Below are 14,874 nucleotides of genomic sequence, written 5' to 3'. Positions count from 1 at the left end.
CCATGCAAATGCAATTCCTGAATCGCCGGGCGGAGGCGGCACGGGGGCCATTTTTGTTCTTGCTCCGTTCTGACCTTCGGGCATGATGGCCGCATGAGCCGAGCCACGCATCGACCGACCGCCCCCCATCGCGGCGCGCTGTCCAACCCGGACGGCCGCTTTGAGCCGGTGCGCCACGAGATCGAGGACGACGGCTGGGGCACACTGGCGCCGCGCGCGGACGACGGAGACGACCCGGAGGGCTGGGGTCCCCTGCCCGCCCCGGAAACGCGGGTCGCGGTGGACACCAGCCGCTCGATCATGACGCGGAACTGTTCGCCGGACGTGCCGTTCGACCGCTCGATCAACCTGTACCGGGGCTGCGAGCACGGCTGCGTCTACTGCTACGCCCGGCCGACGCACGCCTATCTGGGCCTGTCGCCGGGGCTGGACTTCGAGACGCGGCTGTTCATGAAGCCGGACGCCGCCGCCCTGTTGGACGCCGAACTGCGCAAGTCGGGGTATCGGCCCGCGCCCATCGCCATCGGCACCAACACCGACCCGTACCAATCGGTCGAACGGCGGCTCGGACTGATGCGGCAGGTGCTGGACGTGCTGTCCGCGTTCAACCATCCGGTGACCATCACCACCAAGTCGGCCATGGTCGAACGGGACGCGGACCTCCTCGCCGACATGGCGGCGCGCAACCTCGCCGCCGTGGCGCTGTCGGTCACCACCCTGGACCGCGACCTCGCCCGCCGGTTGGAGCCGCGCGCCAGCCCGCCGGCCGCGCGGTTGCGGGCGGTCCGCACGCTGGCCGACGCGGGCGTGCCGGTGGCGGTGATGGTGGCGCCGATCATCCCGGGCCTGACCGACCACGAGATGGAACGCATCCTTGAGGCCGCCGCCGAGGCCGGCGCGGCCCAGGCGGACTATATCGTCGTGCGCCTGCCGCTGGAGGTGGAGGGGCTGTTCCAGGAGTGGCTGGAGACGCACGTGCCCGACCGCGCCCGCCGGGTCCTGAGCCGGATCGGCGCGATGCGCGACGGCGCGGCGTCCTCGTCGCGCTTTCATGAGCGCATGAAAGGCACCGGACCGGATGCCGCGTTGCTGTCGCGCCGGTTCGCCGTGGCCACCCGCCGCCTGGGCCTGACCCGGCGGGGCTACGACCTGGATTGCACCCGCTTTGCACCGCCGCCCCGGGCGGGGGATCAACTGCGGTTGTTGTAGGGCCTCGGCGGGCTGACCTTTCAGGGTGCCGCTCAGGCTATCGCCGCTCTTGGAAGAAGGCGCGCATCAGGGCGCCGGCCTCACTGGCGCGCACACCGCCGATGACCTCCGGACGGTGATGGCAGGTGGCGCGCTCGAACACCCGCGCCCCGTGCTCCACCCCACCCCCCTTCGGGTCGTAGGCGCCGAACACCAGTCGCCGCACGCGCGCCAGGGCGATGGCCTGGGCGCACATGGCGCACGGCTCCAGCGTGACCACGAGGGAACAGCCCTCCAGCCGAGGCGTCCCGAGGCGCCGGGCGGCGGCGCGGATCACCAGCATCTCGGCGTGGGCCGTGGGATCGGCGTCGGCTTCCACCTGGTTGCCCGCTTGGGCGAGAACATGGCCCTGGGCGTCCAGCAGCAGGGCGCCAACAGGGACCTCGCCGCGCGCACCGGCCGCGCGCGCCTCGGCCAGCGCCAGCGCCATGGAGTCGCCGACCCCTGAGGTCACCAGGGAAGACATGAGAAGAGACCCGGGATGCCCCCGCCCTTTCGGCTACTGCCGCAGGGCATCAAGCAGCCGTTGCAGCGGCCCCGGCGACTCGCCGGCCGCCGGTTCCAGCGCCGCCAGGTCCTCGGGCGACAGGGCGTTGAGATCAGCGGCGACCCGGCTGGACCCGGCGTCCATCGATCCGAGAACGGCGCCAAGCTGGGGCACGCCCAAGGCCACGACGACCAAGCCCACGGCCCCGCCCATGAGGAGCCGGTTCCGCAGCCGCCGCGCCGCCCTTGCGTCGTCCGCATAGAGGGACCGCGCGAAGCGTTCGGTCTCCGCATAGGCCGAGGCCCGCGTGTTCGGCGCCAAGCCGCGTGCCGCGCGCGACGCCTGATGGCGCGAGTCCGACTGTCGACGCCCGAAGGCTAGCGTCCGTGCCATGGCGGTCCCTCCCGGAGGTTTTCCGCAAATTTTACCACTATTTTGACGATACGACAGTGGCCCGCCGTGTCAAGAGGCCACCGGCCCTACTCCGCCGCCGCGCCGGTGCCCGCCGCCTGGGCGTCCTCCTTGGCCTTTTGGGTCGAGCGTGCCCCGCCCGAGCAGCCGGCCGCGTTCAGGCGCCGCACCCGGTTGACCGACGACAGGATGGCGTTCAGCGACGCCTGCACGATGTTGGTATGGCGGCCGACGCCGTACATGGGCGCGTGGCCTTCCGCCTTCATCTCGACGTAGGCGTAGGCCTGGGCGTTCGCCCCCACGCCCAACGCGTGCTCGGAGTAGTTCACCACCTCCAGCGCCATGCCGAGGTCTTTCCGGAGGGCATCGACGAACGCATCCAGCGGTCCGTTGCCGCGCCCGGAGATCTTGTGCTCCTCGCCGTTCACCACGAGCACGGCGTCAAGCACGCGAACATCGGTGGCGTGGGTGTCGGGCACCGTACGGTATTCCTTGAGCGACAGATCGCCCGGGTGCTGGACCAGGTATTCCTTCTGGAAGATGTCCCACAATTGCTTGGCCGTGACCTCGCCCTCGCTCTCGTCGGTGATGTGCTGGACGACACCCGAGAACTCAACCTGAAGGGTACGCGGCATCTGAAGCGCGTGGTCCCGCTCCAGAATGTGCGCCACCCCGCCCTTGCCGGACTGGCTGTTGATGCGGATGACAGCCTCGTAGGTGCGGCCCACGTCGGCCGGGTCGATCGGCAGGTACGGAACCTCCCACACGCCGCTGTTGGACTGGCGGATGGCGCGCAGGCCCTTGTTGATGGCGTCCTGGTGCGAGCCCGAGAAGGCCGTGAACACGAGTTCGCCCGCATAGGGGTGGCGCGGATGCACCGGCAGGCGGTTGCAGTATTCGGCCGTGGTCACGAGCTCGGGCATGTTGGAGCAATCAAGCCCCGGGTCCACGCCCTGCGTGAACATGTTGAGCGCCAGGGTGACGATATCGACGTTGCCGGTGCGTTCGCCGTTGCCGAACAGCGTGCCCTCGACCCGGTCGGCCCCGGCCATGAGCGCCAGTTCCGTCGCCGCCACGCCCGTCCCCCGGTCGTTGTGGGGGTGCAGGGAAATGATGACGCTGTCGCGGTTCTTGACGTTCCGCGAGAACCACTCGATCTGGTCGGCGTAGACGTTCGGCGTGGCCATCTCCACCGTGCTGGGCAGGTTGAGGATCAGGCGCTTTTCGGGCGTCGGCTGGAAGACATCCATCACCGCCTCGCAGATCTCAACGGCGAAGTCGAGCTCGGTGCCGGTGAAGCTCTCGGGTGAATACTGATAGTGAATGTCGGTGTCGGTCTCACCGGCCAGCGAGTGGATCAACTCGGCGCCTTGGCGGGCGATGTCGATGATGCCGGCGCGATCCATGCCGAACACGACGCGGCGCTGCAATTCCGACGTCGAGTTGTACACGTGGACGATGGCCCGGCGGCAGCCCTTCAGCGCCTCGAACGTGCGGCGGATCAGCGGCTCGCGCGCCTGCACCAGCACCTGAAGCGTCACGTCCTCCGGCACCATGTCGTTCTCGATCAGGTAGCGCGCGAAGTCGAAATCGGTCTGCGAGGCGGCCGGGAAGCCGACCTCGATCTCCTTGAAGCCCATGCGCACCAGGGTTTCGTACAGGCGCGCCTTGCGCTGGATGCCCATGGGCTCGATGAGCGCCTGGTTGCCGTCGCGCAGATCGACCGAAGCCCAGATGGGGGCCTGGGTGATGGTCGCCGACGGCCAGGTGCGGTCGGGAAGGTCGATGGGTTGGAACGGGCGGTACTTGGCTTTCGGATCGACGTGCATGGAAACTCTCCGGTCGTCGCGGGGCGCCTTTCGGGGCGCGATTTGGGCTCAGTCTACACGAGGAGATCGGTGGCCGCGATACGGTCGCCGGCGGGCCACGCAAGACGCGGCCGGCGACCGCAGGCTAGTCGCAGGGTGCGGATGGACGTCAAACGACCGGAGGCGGCCGGACTGCGCATGGCGGGGATCATGGGAACGGAACCTTGCGGGACGGTGGTCTCTGGACGGCGCCGCGCGGGCGCGGCAACGGGCTTACCGGCGGGTTAGAGCCAGTAGCAGGTCCAGGCGTAGGGCCAGCGTCTTGATGGGCAAGGTCGTGATCATGCGGCCACGATGGGCAAGCCGGGCGCCGCCGTCAACACAAAAAAAAAGTCGGGCTGCGTCAGGCGCTACCCGGCCGGAGGGCTCACAACCTTTCATGGGCCGCGCTACCTGGCCCGCTACACCGACGACGGCACCCTTCTTGCGGACGCCGATGGCAGACAGGCCGCTTAACTCCGCTCGGCGGCCCGGCCTGTGGATTTGTGGACGCCGCTTCGCGCCGCCCACAACCCCACAGGCCCAACATCAGCAGCGGACATTTGATGTGCTATGAAAACCTGACATCTTCACGTGCTATTGACACTTTCGGTCGCGCATGGACGGACCTCTCGTCCGGTGGACGCACGCCAATTTGCCACACTGGTCGTCGCGGTGCGGCCCCTGTCGACGCGCCATCTGGTCATGTCTATTCGATGGCGCTAAAGTTACGACCGTGCGCAAAAAAAAGGGACCGCGCGGCGGGGATGTGGAGGCCGAACGGTGAACGACCTGACACCGGTGCCGGGCGTTGGCGCGCCCGGTGACCAATACGAGATCGAACTGGACGCCGGGCAGACGTTGTTTCACGAGGGAGACGCGGGCGACCGCGCCTACGTGGTGCGCTCCGGCAAGTTGGAGATCTCGCGCCGGGTCGGCGGTGCCGAAGTGGTGATCGCCGTGGTCGAGGCCGGCACCCTGCTGGGCGAGATGGCCCTGATCGACGACCAGCCCCGCAGCGCCACCGTCCGCGCCCTGGAGCCGTCGGTCCTGACGGTGGTTCCGAAAGCGGCGTTCGAGTTTCATCTCGCGCGCACCGATCCTGTCATCCGCATGATCCTGGAACGGTTCACGAACATCATTCGCACCCTTAACGCGGAGAACGTGCGCCTGACGCTGGGGATCCGTTAACCGCCCCTGCGCGCCATCCCCGCCAGCACCGCCCGATAGCGGGCCAAGACGGCCTCGCGTGAAAAGTCGACGGCGACGCGCTCCAGGCCGCGCCCGACCAGATGCGCGGCCAGATCCGGCGCCTCCAGCACCCGGCGGATGGCGCCGGCCAGGGCGGCGGCGTCGTCCCTGGGCACCAGCAGGGCGTCGTCCCCGTCGCGCACGGTCTCGGCCGGGCCGGCGGCGTCGGCCACCACCAGCGGCCTGGCGTGCGCCCACGCCTCGACCGTGACCGTGCCGAAGGGTTCGAAGCGCGAGGGAAACACCACGAGATCGGCGGCGCGCATCAGCGCCGTGCGGTCGTCGCGCCAGCCCAGGAAGCGCACCCGCCCGGCGACATCGAGCCTCTCCGCCAGGGCCTCCAGCGCCGCCCGCTCGGGTCCCTCGCCGGCGATCCACAGCCAGGCGCCCGGCACGTCGGCCAGGGCGTGCAGCAGCACGTCCAGCCCCTTGACCGGGTGCAGCCGCCCCAGGGCCAGAAGCAGCGGTGCGGCCTCGGGCGTGTCGTATTCGGCGCGCGGCACAGGGATCGCCGTCTCATCGACGACGCAAAAATTGGGAATGTAATGGACGCGGTGGTCCGGCCAACCGCCGTCCAGGATGTGGCGGCGGATGCCGGGGGTGACCGCGATCAGGTGGTCAAAGCCCCGGTAGTACTTCAGGTCGTAGTACCCGCCCAGGCGAGCGGCGCGGATCCACGGCCCGGCCGGCAGTTTCGACGCCGCCCGGTTCATCCAGGACAGTGCCACCGTGGCCTCGTGGGACCGCAGGTGGCGGCGCAGAAGGCCGGGCGTGCGCAGGTCCAGGCGACCGCCGAACGGCGCGGTCTCGACCCGGCAGCCGGCCGCGCGCAGGGCGTCGACCCGGTGCACGTGCGGGCGAACGACCAGCGACTGGTCGACGCCGTCCTGCTGCAGGGCGACAGCCAGCGTGGAGAAAAAGGTCTCGGCGCCGCCGTGGGCCGCGCCGGCCAGGACTTGGGTGAGATGCATGAACGCGGCCACTAGACTCTATGAACCGAAGGGATATCTGACGGTTTCAGCACCGGCTTATTCACTTGGCTCCGGCAAACCCAACATGGTGTGCTGGACGAGTGTCCCATCGTACCAGATCGCGCCTCTACCGGAGCCAAGTGAATATGCCTTTTCGGCATTTGACATCTCCGTCCTCAAGGAGCCCCTTTGACAGGGCGAACACGCCCGGGAACCACGTAAGGACGCACCAACCTCAACCTTGCCGCGAAAAGGCGCGGACCATCGGCCAGAGAGGCCCGACCCTAATCGCCAGCCTCTACTGCAGCCAGATCTCGGCGGCGGCGGAGCGGCCGGCGGCATCGACCACCGTCACCCGCGCCTGCCCGCGTCCGTCCGGCCGCCATTGGGCGCCCCGGTGCCAGGGCGCGGTCTCCAGCGGACGGCCGTTGACCAGCCAGGCATAGGGGCGGCGGCCGCCGTCGGCCTCCAGCACCAAGCCGAGCGCCGCCTGGTCCCAATCGAGGGTAGCACCGTCCGGCGGGAAACGCAGCCGCAGGGGATCGGCCCCGGTCCCCGGCCCGGTCAGCCGCCGGCCGGCGTCCGGCGCGGTCAGGCGGCGCAGCGGCGGCGGCAGGTCGGCGGGGCTGGCCACCGCCAGCAGCCCGGGCGGGGGTGGCCCCGGCACCGGATGGCGCGGCGATGGCAGCAGATCGAACAGCGCCCGCATGAGCGGCGCCGCCGTGTCGCGGCCGATGTGGCCGGGAATGGGCGTGCCGTCGGCGCGGCCCACCCACACGCCGATGACGTGGTCGCCGTCCAGGCCGATGGCCCAGGCGTCGCGGAACCCGTACGACGTGCCGGTCTTGAACGCCACCGCGCGCCCACCCCGGGTGGCATCGTCGGGCGCGAAGCCGGCGGCCGGCGGCGCCTCGGCCAGGATGGCCCGCACCTGCCACGCGGCGGCCTCGGACAGGATGCGCACCGGGTCGTCCGTGTCCGGCGGGGTCGGCTGAACCCGAACCGTGCGGCGCTCGCCGCCGGCGGCCATCGTGGCGTACAGCCCCACCAGTTCCTCCAGCGTCACCCCCAGCCCGCCCAGCGCCAGCGGCAGACCCGGCGTGCCGAGCCCGCCCCGGCGGCGCGGGGTCACTCCGGCCTCGGTCAGGCGGGCGGCGAAGCGCATCGGTCCCACGCGGTCCAGCACCGCCACCGCCGGCACGTTCAACGAGCGCCGCAGCGCCTCCGCCGCCGTCACCCGGCCGTGATGGGCGAAGCCGAAGTTCTCGGGCGTATACCCGCCGCCGAACCTCATTGGCCGGTCATCAATCTCGGTCAGCGGATGCAGCAGGCCGTCCTCGAACGCCATGCCGTAGATCAGCGGTTTCAGGGCCGACCCGGGCGAGCGCGGCGCCTGGGTCATGTCGATGGCGCCCCGCCGTTGCGTGTCCAGCAGGCCGGGCGAGCCGACCCAGGCGCGGGCCGCGCCGGTGGGTGCCTCGACCACCAGGGCGGCGACGGACACGCGATCGCCCAGGCTGTCCGCGTGGGCGCGCACCAGGGACTCGACCCTGGCCTGAAGGGCGGCGTCCAGCGTGGTCGGGATCACCGGCGGGTCGGCCGGGTCGCGCGCCGCCGCCAGCCGCCGCGCCACGTGCGCCGCCAGCAGGGGCATGGGCTGGCGCACGTCGGGCAGCGGCTCGGCCTCGGCCTCGCGCGCCTGGGCGGCGGTCAGCACCCCGGCGCCCACCATGCGCCGTAGCACCTTGGACCGCGCCGCCCGCGCCGCCTGCGGGTGGCGGTCGGGGCGCCACGCCGTGGGGTTCTGCGGCAGCGCCACCAGCAGCGCCGCCTGCCCGGGGGTGAGCCGGCGCGGCTCCTTGCCCCACCAGGCCAGCGCCGCCGCCCGCACGCCCTCGATGTTGCCGCCGAAGGGGGCCAGCGTGAGATAGGCGTTCAGCACGCCGTCGCGGCCCAGATGCGCCGTCAGTTGCAGCGCCCGGGCCATCTCGATCAGTTTCGAGGACAGCGTGCGCGGGCGCGGCTCCAGCAGGCGGGCCGCCTGCATGGACAGGGTCGACGCGCCGGAGACGACCTCGCCGTGCCACGCGGCCTGCGCCGTGGCGCGGACCACCGCCAGCGGGTCCACCCCCGGGTGCCAGGGGAACCGCTTGTCCTCGTAGGCCATCAGCGTGGCCAGATACAGCGGATCGACGTCGGCCCGGGTGGTCGGCAGCCGCCACGTCTCGTCGGGGCTGAGGAACCCGCGCAAGACCTGCCCGTCCCGCGCCGTCACCGTCACCGTCGGCGCCAGCCGGCGCAGGTCGGGCGGGTGCAGGCGGTCGAGCGCCAGGGCGCCGGCCACGCCCGCGACCACCAGCACGCAGGCCGCCAACGCGACGGGCTTTGCGGCCGCGCGCGCCCGCGCTAGAAAGGGGCGACGAGACCCGATCACGAGAGGACCCCCATGCAGCCGTTCACCACCCTGACCGGCGTCGCCGCGCCGCTGGCCATCGTCAATGTCGACACCGACATGATCATCCCCAAGCAGTTCCTGAAGACCATCAAACGCACCGGCTTGGGCAAAAGTGTGTTCTACGAGATGCGATTTGACGATGATGGAAAGGAACGGCCGGAATTCGTGCTGAACCAGCCCGCCTATCGCAAGGCCTCGATCCTGGTGGCCGGCGACAACTTCGGGTGCGGCTCGTCGCGCGAGCACGCGCCGTGGGCGCTGCTGGACTTCGGCATCCGCTGCATCATCGCCCCCAGCTTCGCCGACATCTTCTATAACAACTGCTTCAAGAACGGCATTCTGCCGATCCGCCTGCCGCAGGAGGACGTGGACAAGCTGATGGACGACGCCCAGCGCGGCGCCAACGCCACGGTGACGGTGGACCTGGAGGCGCAGGAGATCCGGGGGCCGGACGGCGGCGTGGTGCGCTTCGACATCGACCCGTTCCGCAAGCATTGCCTGCTCAACGGCCTGGACGACATCGGCCTGACGCTGGAGAAGGAAGACGCCATCACCGCGTTCGAACAGACGCGGGCGCGGCAGTTCCCCTGGCTGGCGGCGGAGTAGGGGCGATAGGCGGCCCGTTCAAGTCGTCGCGCCGGTATAGCCCGGATCGGCGTCCGATCCCTCACCCGATCCGCCGGGCGGCGCGTTCGGCCTGCCAGAGGATGTCGGCCGGGTTCTCGCCCCGGCGGACGACGTGAACCCCGATCAGCGGGTGCACGGGCACCATCCCGCCCTGCCAGGCCAGGTGGACCTCGGCGGCGCGGCCGAGCGCCCGGGCGCGCGCCCACAGGTGCTCCACATCGCCATCAAAGGGCACCAGCACCACCACGCTGGCGCCGCCGGTCGATCCCATCGCCTCGGGCTCGTCGCGCGCGTCGGCCAGGGCGTCGACCATCGCCCGCCGCGCCGCCTCGGCCGCCGCGATGCCGTGGCGGACCCGCACGTCCTCGTAGTTCGCCATGTACAGAAACGCCACCGCCAGACCGGTCTTGCCGCTGGTCATGGCGGCCAGGCGGGCGTGCAAGGTCTCTTCCAAGGCGGCGGGATCAAGCAGACCGGCGCGCGACTCGGGCCGCGCGTCATCACCTTGATCGGCCTCGAACGGATGCGGCGCGACCAGCCCGGACGGCGCGCGCTCGGCCAGGGCGCGGCGCAGGCGGTCCACCTCGCTGATCAGCCGGCTCAGGGCGCGACGCACCGCCGGTGTCAACTCCTCCGGCGGAATGCCCTGCACCGAGACGGAGTCCGACGGCTCGCCGGGGTCGGCGCCGTAGCGCTCGTACACCTCGGCCGCCCGCGCGAACGCGGTGCGCCCCTGTTTCCTGCCGTCGCGCGGATCCTGACGCCTTTGTTGCTGCCACACCACCGCCTCTGGCGGCGCGGCCTGTCCGATGTCGTCGGCCATGGTCCCCCTCCGCCCGGCTTTGTCCCGGGGAGTCCCGTTCTGGTCTCCCCGGGATCATAGCACGAGGCACGGGGTCGCGGGTGGAGAAAGAGACAAAGCCCGCAACTTTTGTGGCGACGTTTAGAAAGCGTCCTCCGCCATCGCCATCAGGCTGTCCGGCCCGGCCTCGGCCGCCGCCCGGTGGGCGCGGGTGAACGGCAGGATGGCGCCGGCATAGAACTGGGCCGTGTCGATTTTCGCGGTCCAGAGGGCCGGGTTGCCCTCGCCGGCGTCGAGGCGCCGGCGGGCCTCCAGCGCGCCCCTCATCATCATCCAGCCGCCGGCGGCCACCCCGAACAGCAGGGTGTAGGGCATACAGGCCGCCTGTGCCGAGGCCGGCGAGGTGTGCCCCAGCAACCAGGCCGTGGTCTCCTCCAGGTCGTCCAGGGCGGACGCGAACGCCCTGGCCATGCCCGCCACATCGTCCGGCGCCGTCGCCAGCGCCGCCTGGGTCGCGCGCATTTCCTCGAACAGAGTCCGGGCCGCCGCGCCCTTGTCGCGCAGGATCTTGCGGCCCACGAGGTCCATGGCCTGGATGCCGTTGGTGCCCTCATAGATGCGGCAGATGCGGGCGTCGCGCAGATGCTGGGACGCGCCCGTTTCCTCGATGTAGCCGGTGCCGCCGTGCACCTGCACGCCCAGGTCGGCCACCTCGAAGCCGACCTCGGTGCACCACGCCTTGACCACCGGCGTCAACAGGTCCTGGCGGGCGTGGGCCGCCGCCTGCACGGCCTCGTCGGGGTGGGCGCGCACGATGTCGGCCTGGGCCACGGCGTAGTAGGTCAGCGCCCGCGCGGCCTGGGTCTTGGCGCGCATGGTCAACAGCATCCGCCGCACATGCGGGTGGTGGATGATGGTGACGGGACCGTCCTTGGGGGCGGCGATGTTGACGCCCTGCACGCGCTCGTGGGCGTAGGCGACGGCCTGCTGATAGGCCCGTTCGGCGATGCCGACGCCCTGCAGGCCGATGTTCAGGCGGGCGTTGTTCATCATGGTGAACATGCAGGCCAGCCCGTGGTGGGGGGCGCCGATCAGGGTGCCGACCGCGCCGGCGTCATCACCGAAGGCCATGACGCAGGTGGGGCTGCCGTGAATGCCCAGCTTGTGTTCCAGCGACACCGCCTTGACGTCGTTCTTCTCACCCAGCGATCCGTCAGGATTGACCAGGACCTTCGGCACCAGGAACAACGAGATTCCATGCACCCCTGGCGGCGCGTCGGGCAGACGCGCCAGCACCAGATGACAGATGTTCTCGGCCAACTCGTGGTCGCCGTGGGTGATGAAGATCTTCTGGCCGTGGATGCGGTACATCCCCTCGCCCAGGTCCGGGGCCGGTTCGGCCTTGCACCGCAACTGGGCGAGATCAGACCCGGCCTGCGATTCGGTCAGGTTCATGGTCCCGGTCCACTCGCCACTGACCAGCTTGGGCAGATAGAGCGCCTTCTGCTCGTCGGTGCCGTGGGCCGACAGCGCCTCGATGGCGCCGGTCGTCAACAGCGGGCACAGCGCCCAAGCCATGCTGGCGGCCTGCCAGATCTCCTGGACGGCGGCGCCGACCACGCCGGGCAGGCCCTGGCCGCCGTAGTCCGGGCTGAACGGCAGGCTGTTCCAGCCCCCCTCGACGAACTGGGCATAGGCCTCGGCGGCCCCGTCCGGCAGGCGCACGGTGCCGTCCGGCTCCAGCGCGCAGCCCTCGCGGTCGCCCGGCTCGTTGAGGGGCGCCAGCACGCCGGCGCCGAACTTGCCGGCCTCCTCCAGGATCGCGTCGATCAGGTCGGGGGTGGCCTCGGCGAAGCGGGGCAGGGCGGCGATGTCGGACAGCCCGGCAAGATCAAGCGCAAAACGCATATCATCCAGGGGCGCCGCGAACACACTCATGACGGACTCCTTCGGTCTTCAGGGGCCGGAGGCGGGGCGGACCGGACCGGACGGGCCGGCGCCCCGCGAGGCACCCCTTACAGTAACGCCTGAACCGCCGGACATCACGTGTTGTTCGTGCATGGCGGCGGTATCGTGGCGGGCCGCCGCCTTGCCGCGCGTGGCGTCATCGGTTGCCATGTGCGCTGATCGATGATATAACAAACCAAGAAGAACAGAAGTCCGCATCAAGACCGCCGCGCGCCACGCAAAATGACACGCGGGTTGGCAGGTGCGATGCAAATTGACGGAGCGGGCCAACGGCAACAAAAAGAAGACATTCGCCTGCAAGCATTTTTGTGCTTGCTTCGTTTGGCGATTTGTTATATGACCTTTGCTATGGGTGCAAGCCTTTATGCGTCGCGCGATTATTTGTGCGCGCACAAGAAACGCGCATCGCTGCGCCAACACCAAACCGCGACCGCCGGAGGCGGCCGCGGGGTGTGCTTTGGCTTGGACTTTGGTTTATGTGGGAGGAAAGGGACTGAACTTCGCGCTTTCGTTGGCGTTTTTGGTGGGGCCAAAAGACCCGCGCCAGCGCGGAAGGCGGGGAACGGGGTGGCGAAGAGAGGGAGCAAAACGACACCACCGTTCCCCGCGCCGCCGTCCGACCCGTAAGCCCGGTAACCGAACCCCCGGGGATCGGATGTCGAACGGGACCTGGGGTGTATCCGACCGCGGACACGGAAAAGCCGGATACGCCCCGCGTGACAGGATCGCCGGAGGGGGGGGTGCGACCCTGTCACAGGGATTTTTTGCACGCGCCGTGCCAAACCTAGGTTGCGGGGGCGGTGGTGTGCGATTAATCGGTATTTTCGCGCGAACCCTTTTGGTCGCATCGATTCTGCCGATCAACTTGTTATATCAGCGTGCGTTACAACACGGGAGGCCGTCCGACCTTCCGGTCAGCCCTGTCATACCGGCCGACGATAGGATTGACTCGTCCGGCCTTCACGACGCCCAGCCGGCGTTGTTGAGCCTTTGTTTTTTTTCGCCGCAGCGCCCCTTCGGGGCGCGCGGCTCCGCCGCTTCGCGGCGCCGGTGCGGTCGCACCGGCCGCCCTCCGAAAAGGTCACCCTTTTCGTCGCGCGGTATCACAGCCCGGCGGCCATGTCCTTGACGAAGGCCGCGACCTTGTCGCGCATGTCCGGGCGGTCCAGCGCGAACGCGAGGTTCGCCTGCAGGAAGCCCACCTTGTCGCCGCAGTCGAAGCGGGTGCCCTCGAACCGCACGCCGTGGAACGGCACGCCGTCGTCGAGCGTGGCCGCCATGCCGTCGGTGAGTTGGATTTCCCCACCCGAGCCCTTGCCGATGGACCCCAGCCGGTCCATCACCTTGGCGTCCAGCACATACCGGCCGATGATCGACAGGGTGGAGGGCGCGTCCTCCGGCTTGGGCTTTTCCACCAGGCCGTCGGCGCGGGCCAGGCGGCCGTCGTCCGACTGCACCTTGAGGATGCCGTACTTGTTGGTCTGGTCGCGCGGCACGTCCTCGGTGGCCACCACGTTGCCGCCGACCTCCGAATGGGCCTGGATCAACTGGCCGATGGCCGGCGTGTCCGACAGGATCAGGTCGTCGGGCAGGATGACGGCAAACGGCTCGTCCTCGCCGATGAAGGCGCGCGCGCACCACACCGCATGGCCCAGGCCGAGCGGGTTGCGCTGGCGCGTCGAGATGACGGTGCCCGGGGCGGGAATGGCGGCGCGCAGGTCTTCAAGCGCCTCGGTCTTGCCGCGCGCCTCCAGCAGCTGTTCAAGCTCCACGGCGTGGTCGAAATGCTCGACCAGCACGTGCTTGCCGCGTCCGGTGACGAAGATGAAATACTCGATGCCGGCCGCCGCCGCTTCCTCGACCGCGTACTGGATCAACGGCTTGTCCACCACGGGAAGCATTTCCTTGGCCATGGTCTTGGTCGCCGGCAGGAACCGGGTGCCGAGACCGGCCACCGGAAAGACGGCTTTGCGCACAGGCTTGGTCATGCTCTTTCCCCTTGCGAAGGATGAACTGCTCGCGTCAACAGAGTGACGGTCCAGGGTGCGTGGGTTGTGCCACGGTTGCGCACCGGCCGCAAGCGGGGGGCTTGGTGTGACGTCGGGCGGAAAAGCGCGTGCAACCCCCAGCGGCTCATGTCCCGAGGGGTTGTTTCGGCAGATAGTCAACCCGAGGCAAACCCTCGAAATGGCGATCACACGTCACGACATCGGCATCCCACATGAGGGCCGTCGCGTAAACGACGGCATCGGCCATCGCCAGAGTGTGCCGGGCCGCGACCTCAGCGGCGAAGAGTGCCGTTCTGGTGTCCAGCCCGGCGACCACACACGTCTGGGTAAACGCGATCACGCGATCGCACGTCTCATCTCCTGTCTCTCGCATCAGCCACTTTGCCAGCTCGAACTGCACGATCGTCGGAACCAGCCATTCACCCGGGGACGGCAGCCTCGGCGTGATCGCGGTGGCGAGAGGAGATCCTATTAACACCTCGATCCACGCGGACGTGTCGACCAGCCGCATCACCTGCGATCCGTACGATCACGGTACCCTGCCGGGTCGGCATCTCGGGCCAGCCCGACCAAATCCGGGGGGCTTGGCACCGGGATCAACAGAACACCGTCGCCTTTGGGCACAAAGGCGAACTCCTGCCCCGGCTGCCAGTTCCGGTCCGTCCGCACCGCCTTTGGAATGGCGATGCGGAACGAGGCCGATAACGTGGCGGTGTTCTTCGCGTACATGGGCGACCTCCAGACCACACTCCCGTCCACTCAAATCAGCGTATCGCGCCGGCGTCGGCGGTTCCAGGG

General features: G+C 69.6%; 12 protein-coding genes and 1 pseudogene. 3 read left to right on the top strand and 10 right to left on the bottom strand.

The features are described from left to right. Nucleotides 1-93: 93 nt before the first annotated feature. Complete coding sequence (locus Q0309_RS11750) at nt 94-1,209, top strand: PA0069 family radical SAM protein (protein WP_299440938.1); 1,116 nt, start codon at nt 94-96, stop codon at nt 1,207-1,209. A gap of 37 nt (nt 1,210-1,246) precedes the next feature. Here Q0309_RS11750 and Q0309_RS11745 read toward each other — a convergent pair whose 3' ends face one another. The 3 genes and pseudogenes from Q0309_RS11745 to leuA form a co-directional block, all read right to left on the bottom strand. Beyond that, nucleotides 1,247-1,714, bottom strand: coding sequence for a nucleoside deaminase (locus tag Q0309_RS11745; protein WP_299440937.1), 468 nt, complete (start codon nt 1,712-1,714; stop codon nt 1,247-1,249). A gap of 33 nt (nt 1,715-1,747) precedes the next feature. After that, nucleotides 1,748-2,128 carry a hypothetical protein gene (locus Q0309_RS11740; RefSeq protein ID WP_299440935.1) on the bottom strand — a complete coding sequence of 127 codons (381 nt, stop codon included), beginning with the start codon at nt 2,126-2,128 and terminating at the stop codon, nt 1,748-1,750. 185 nt (nt 2,129-2,313) lie between these two features. Then, a pseudogene (gene leuA / locus Q0309_RS11735) lies at nt 2,314-3,975 on the bottom strand (2-isopropylmalate synthase); the annotation flags it as partial. Nucleotides 3,976-4,776: 801 nt separating this feature from the next. On the opposite strand from leuA, the gene Q0309_RS11730 reads away from it, so the two are divergent. Beyond that, a complete protein-coding gene (locus Q0309_RS11730; protein WP_299440934.1) occupies nt 4,777-5,184 on the top strand; it encodes a cyclic nucleotide-binding domain-containing protein in 408 nt (135 codons plus the stop codon). On the opposite strand, the gene Q0309_RS11725 is transcribed toward Q0309_RS11730, so the two are convergent. Continuing rightward, nucleotides 5,181-6,215, bottom strand: a complete 1,035-nt coding sequence (locus tag Q0309_RS11725) for a glycosyltransferase (RefSeq protein WP_299440933.1) — start codon at nt 6,213-6,215, stop codon at nt 5,181-5,183. The two genes, Q0309_RS11730 and Q0309_RS11725, sit on opposite strands and share 4 nt — an antisense overlap. Before the next feature lie 298 nt (nt 6,216-6,513). Next, a complete protein-coding gene (pbpC, locus tag Q0309_RS11720; protein WP_299440932.1) occupies nt 6,514-8,649 on the bottom strand; it encodes a penicillin-binding protein 1C in 2,136 nt (711 codons plus the stop codon). 12 nt (nt 8,650-8,661) lie between these two features. Here pbpC and leuD point away from each other — a divergent pair, with 12 nt between their 5' ends. Then, nucleotides 8,662-9,276, top strand: a complete 615-nt coding sequence (gene leuD / locus Q0309_RS11715) for a 3-isopropylmalate dehydratase small subunit (protein WP_299440930.1) — start codon at nt 8,662-8,664, stop codon at nt 9,274-9,276. 61 nt (nt 9,277-9,337) lie between these two features. On the opposite strand, the gene Q0309_RS11710 is transcribed toward leuD, so the two are convergent. The 5 genes from Q0309_RS11710 to Q0309_RS11690 all read right to left on the bottom strand — a co-directional run bounded on the left by Q0309_RS11710 (nt 9,338) and on the right by Q0309_RS11690 (nt 14,805). Next, nucleotides 9,338-10,120: a hypothetical protein gene (locus tag Q0309_RS11710; RefSeq protein ID WP_299440928.1), complete on the bottom strand. Its 783-nt coding sequence runs from the start codon at nt 10,118-10,120 to the stop codon at nt 9,338-9,340. A 120-nt stretch (nt 10,121-10,240) separates the two neighbouring features. Next, a complete protein-coding gene (locus Q0309_RS11705) occupies nt 10,241-12,037 on the bottom strand; it encodes an acyl-CoA dehydrogenase (protein WP_299440925.1) in 1,797 nt (598 codons plus the stop codon). A gap of 1,133 nt (nt 12,038-13,170) precedes the next feature. Continuing rightward, on the bottom strand, nt 13,171-14,055 hold the full coding sequence (locus tag Q0309_RS11700) for a UTP--glucose-1-phosphate uridylyltransferase (protein WP_299440922.1): 885 nt from the start codon (nt 14,053-14,055) through the stop codon (nt 13,171-13,173). A gap of 145 nt (nt 14,056-14,200) precedes the next feature. Then, the gene (locus Q0309_RS11695; RefSeq protein WP_299440919.1) at nt 14,201-14,587 is read right to left on the bottom strand and encodes a type II toxin-antitoxin system VapC family toxin; all 387 of its coding nucleotides are present in this window, start codon (nt 14,585-14,587) and stop codon (nt 14,201-14,203) included. Further along, entirely contained in the window at nt 14,587-14,805 is a 219-nt protein-coding gene (locus tag Q0309_RS11690; protein WP_299440916.1) for an AbrB/MazE/SpoVT family DNA-binding domain-containing protein, read from the bottom strand. The genes Q0309_RS11695 and Q0309_RS11690 overlap by 1 nt, the downstream gene beginning before the upstream one ends. Nucleotides 14,806-14,874 lie beyond the last annotated feature (69 nt).

This window comes from uncultured Rhodospira sp. (assembly GCF_937138205.1).
In the GTDB taxonomy this organism is placed as follows: Bacteria; Pseudomonadota; Alphaproteobacteria; order Rhodospirillales; family Rhodospirillaceae; genus Rhodospira.
This window is presented reverse-complemented; position numbering and strand designations above follow the sequence as displayed.

Excerpts from the sequence above, each read along its gene's own strand:
- leuD (WP_299440930.1), top strand. The coding sequence starts at position 8,662 with ATGCAGCCGTTCACCACCCTGACCGGCGTCGCCGCGCCGCTGGCCATC.
- Q0309_RS11710 (WP_299440928.1), bottom strand. The coding sequence starts at position 10,120 with ATGGCCGACGACATCGGACAGGCCGCGCCGCCAGAGGCGGTGGTGTGG.
- Q0309_RS11750 (WP_299440938.1), top strand. The coding sequence starts at position 94 with ATGAGCCGAGCCACGCATCGACCGACCGCCCCCCATCGCGGCGCGCTG.
- Q0309_RS11695 (WP_299440919.1), bottom strand. The coding sequence starts at position 14,587 with ATGCGGCTGGTCGACACGTCCGCGTGGATCGAGGTGTTAATAGGATCT.
- Q0309_RS11690 (WP_299440916.1), bottom strand. The coding sequence starts at position 14,805 with ATGTACGCGAAGAACACCGCCACGTTATCGGCCTCGTTCCGCATCGCC.
- Q0309_RS11745 (WP_299440937.1), bottom strand. The coding sequence starts at position 1,714 with ATGTCTTCCCTGGTGACCTCAGGGGTCGGCGACTCCATGGCGCTGGCG.
- Q0309_RS11740 (WP_299440935.1), bottom strand. The coding sequence starts at position 2,128 with ATGGCACGGACGCTAGCCTTCGGGCGTCGACAGTCGGACTCGCGCCAT.
- Q0309_RS11725 (WP_299440933.1), bottom strand. The coding sequence starts at position 6,215 with ATGCATCTCACCCAAGTCCTGGCCGGCGCGGCCCACGGCGGCGCCGAG.
- Q0309_RS11705 (WP_299440925.1), bottom strand. The coding sequence starts at position 12,037 with ATGAGTGTGTTCGCGGCGCCCCTGGATGATATGCGTTTTGCGCTTGAT.
- Q0309_RS11700 (WP_299440922.1), bottom strand. The coding sequence starts at position 14,055 with ATGACCAAGCCTGTGCGCAAAGCCGTCTTTCCGGTGGCCGGTCTCGGC.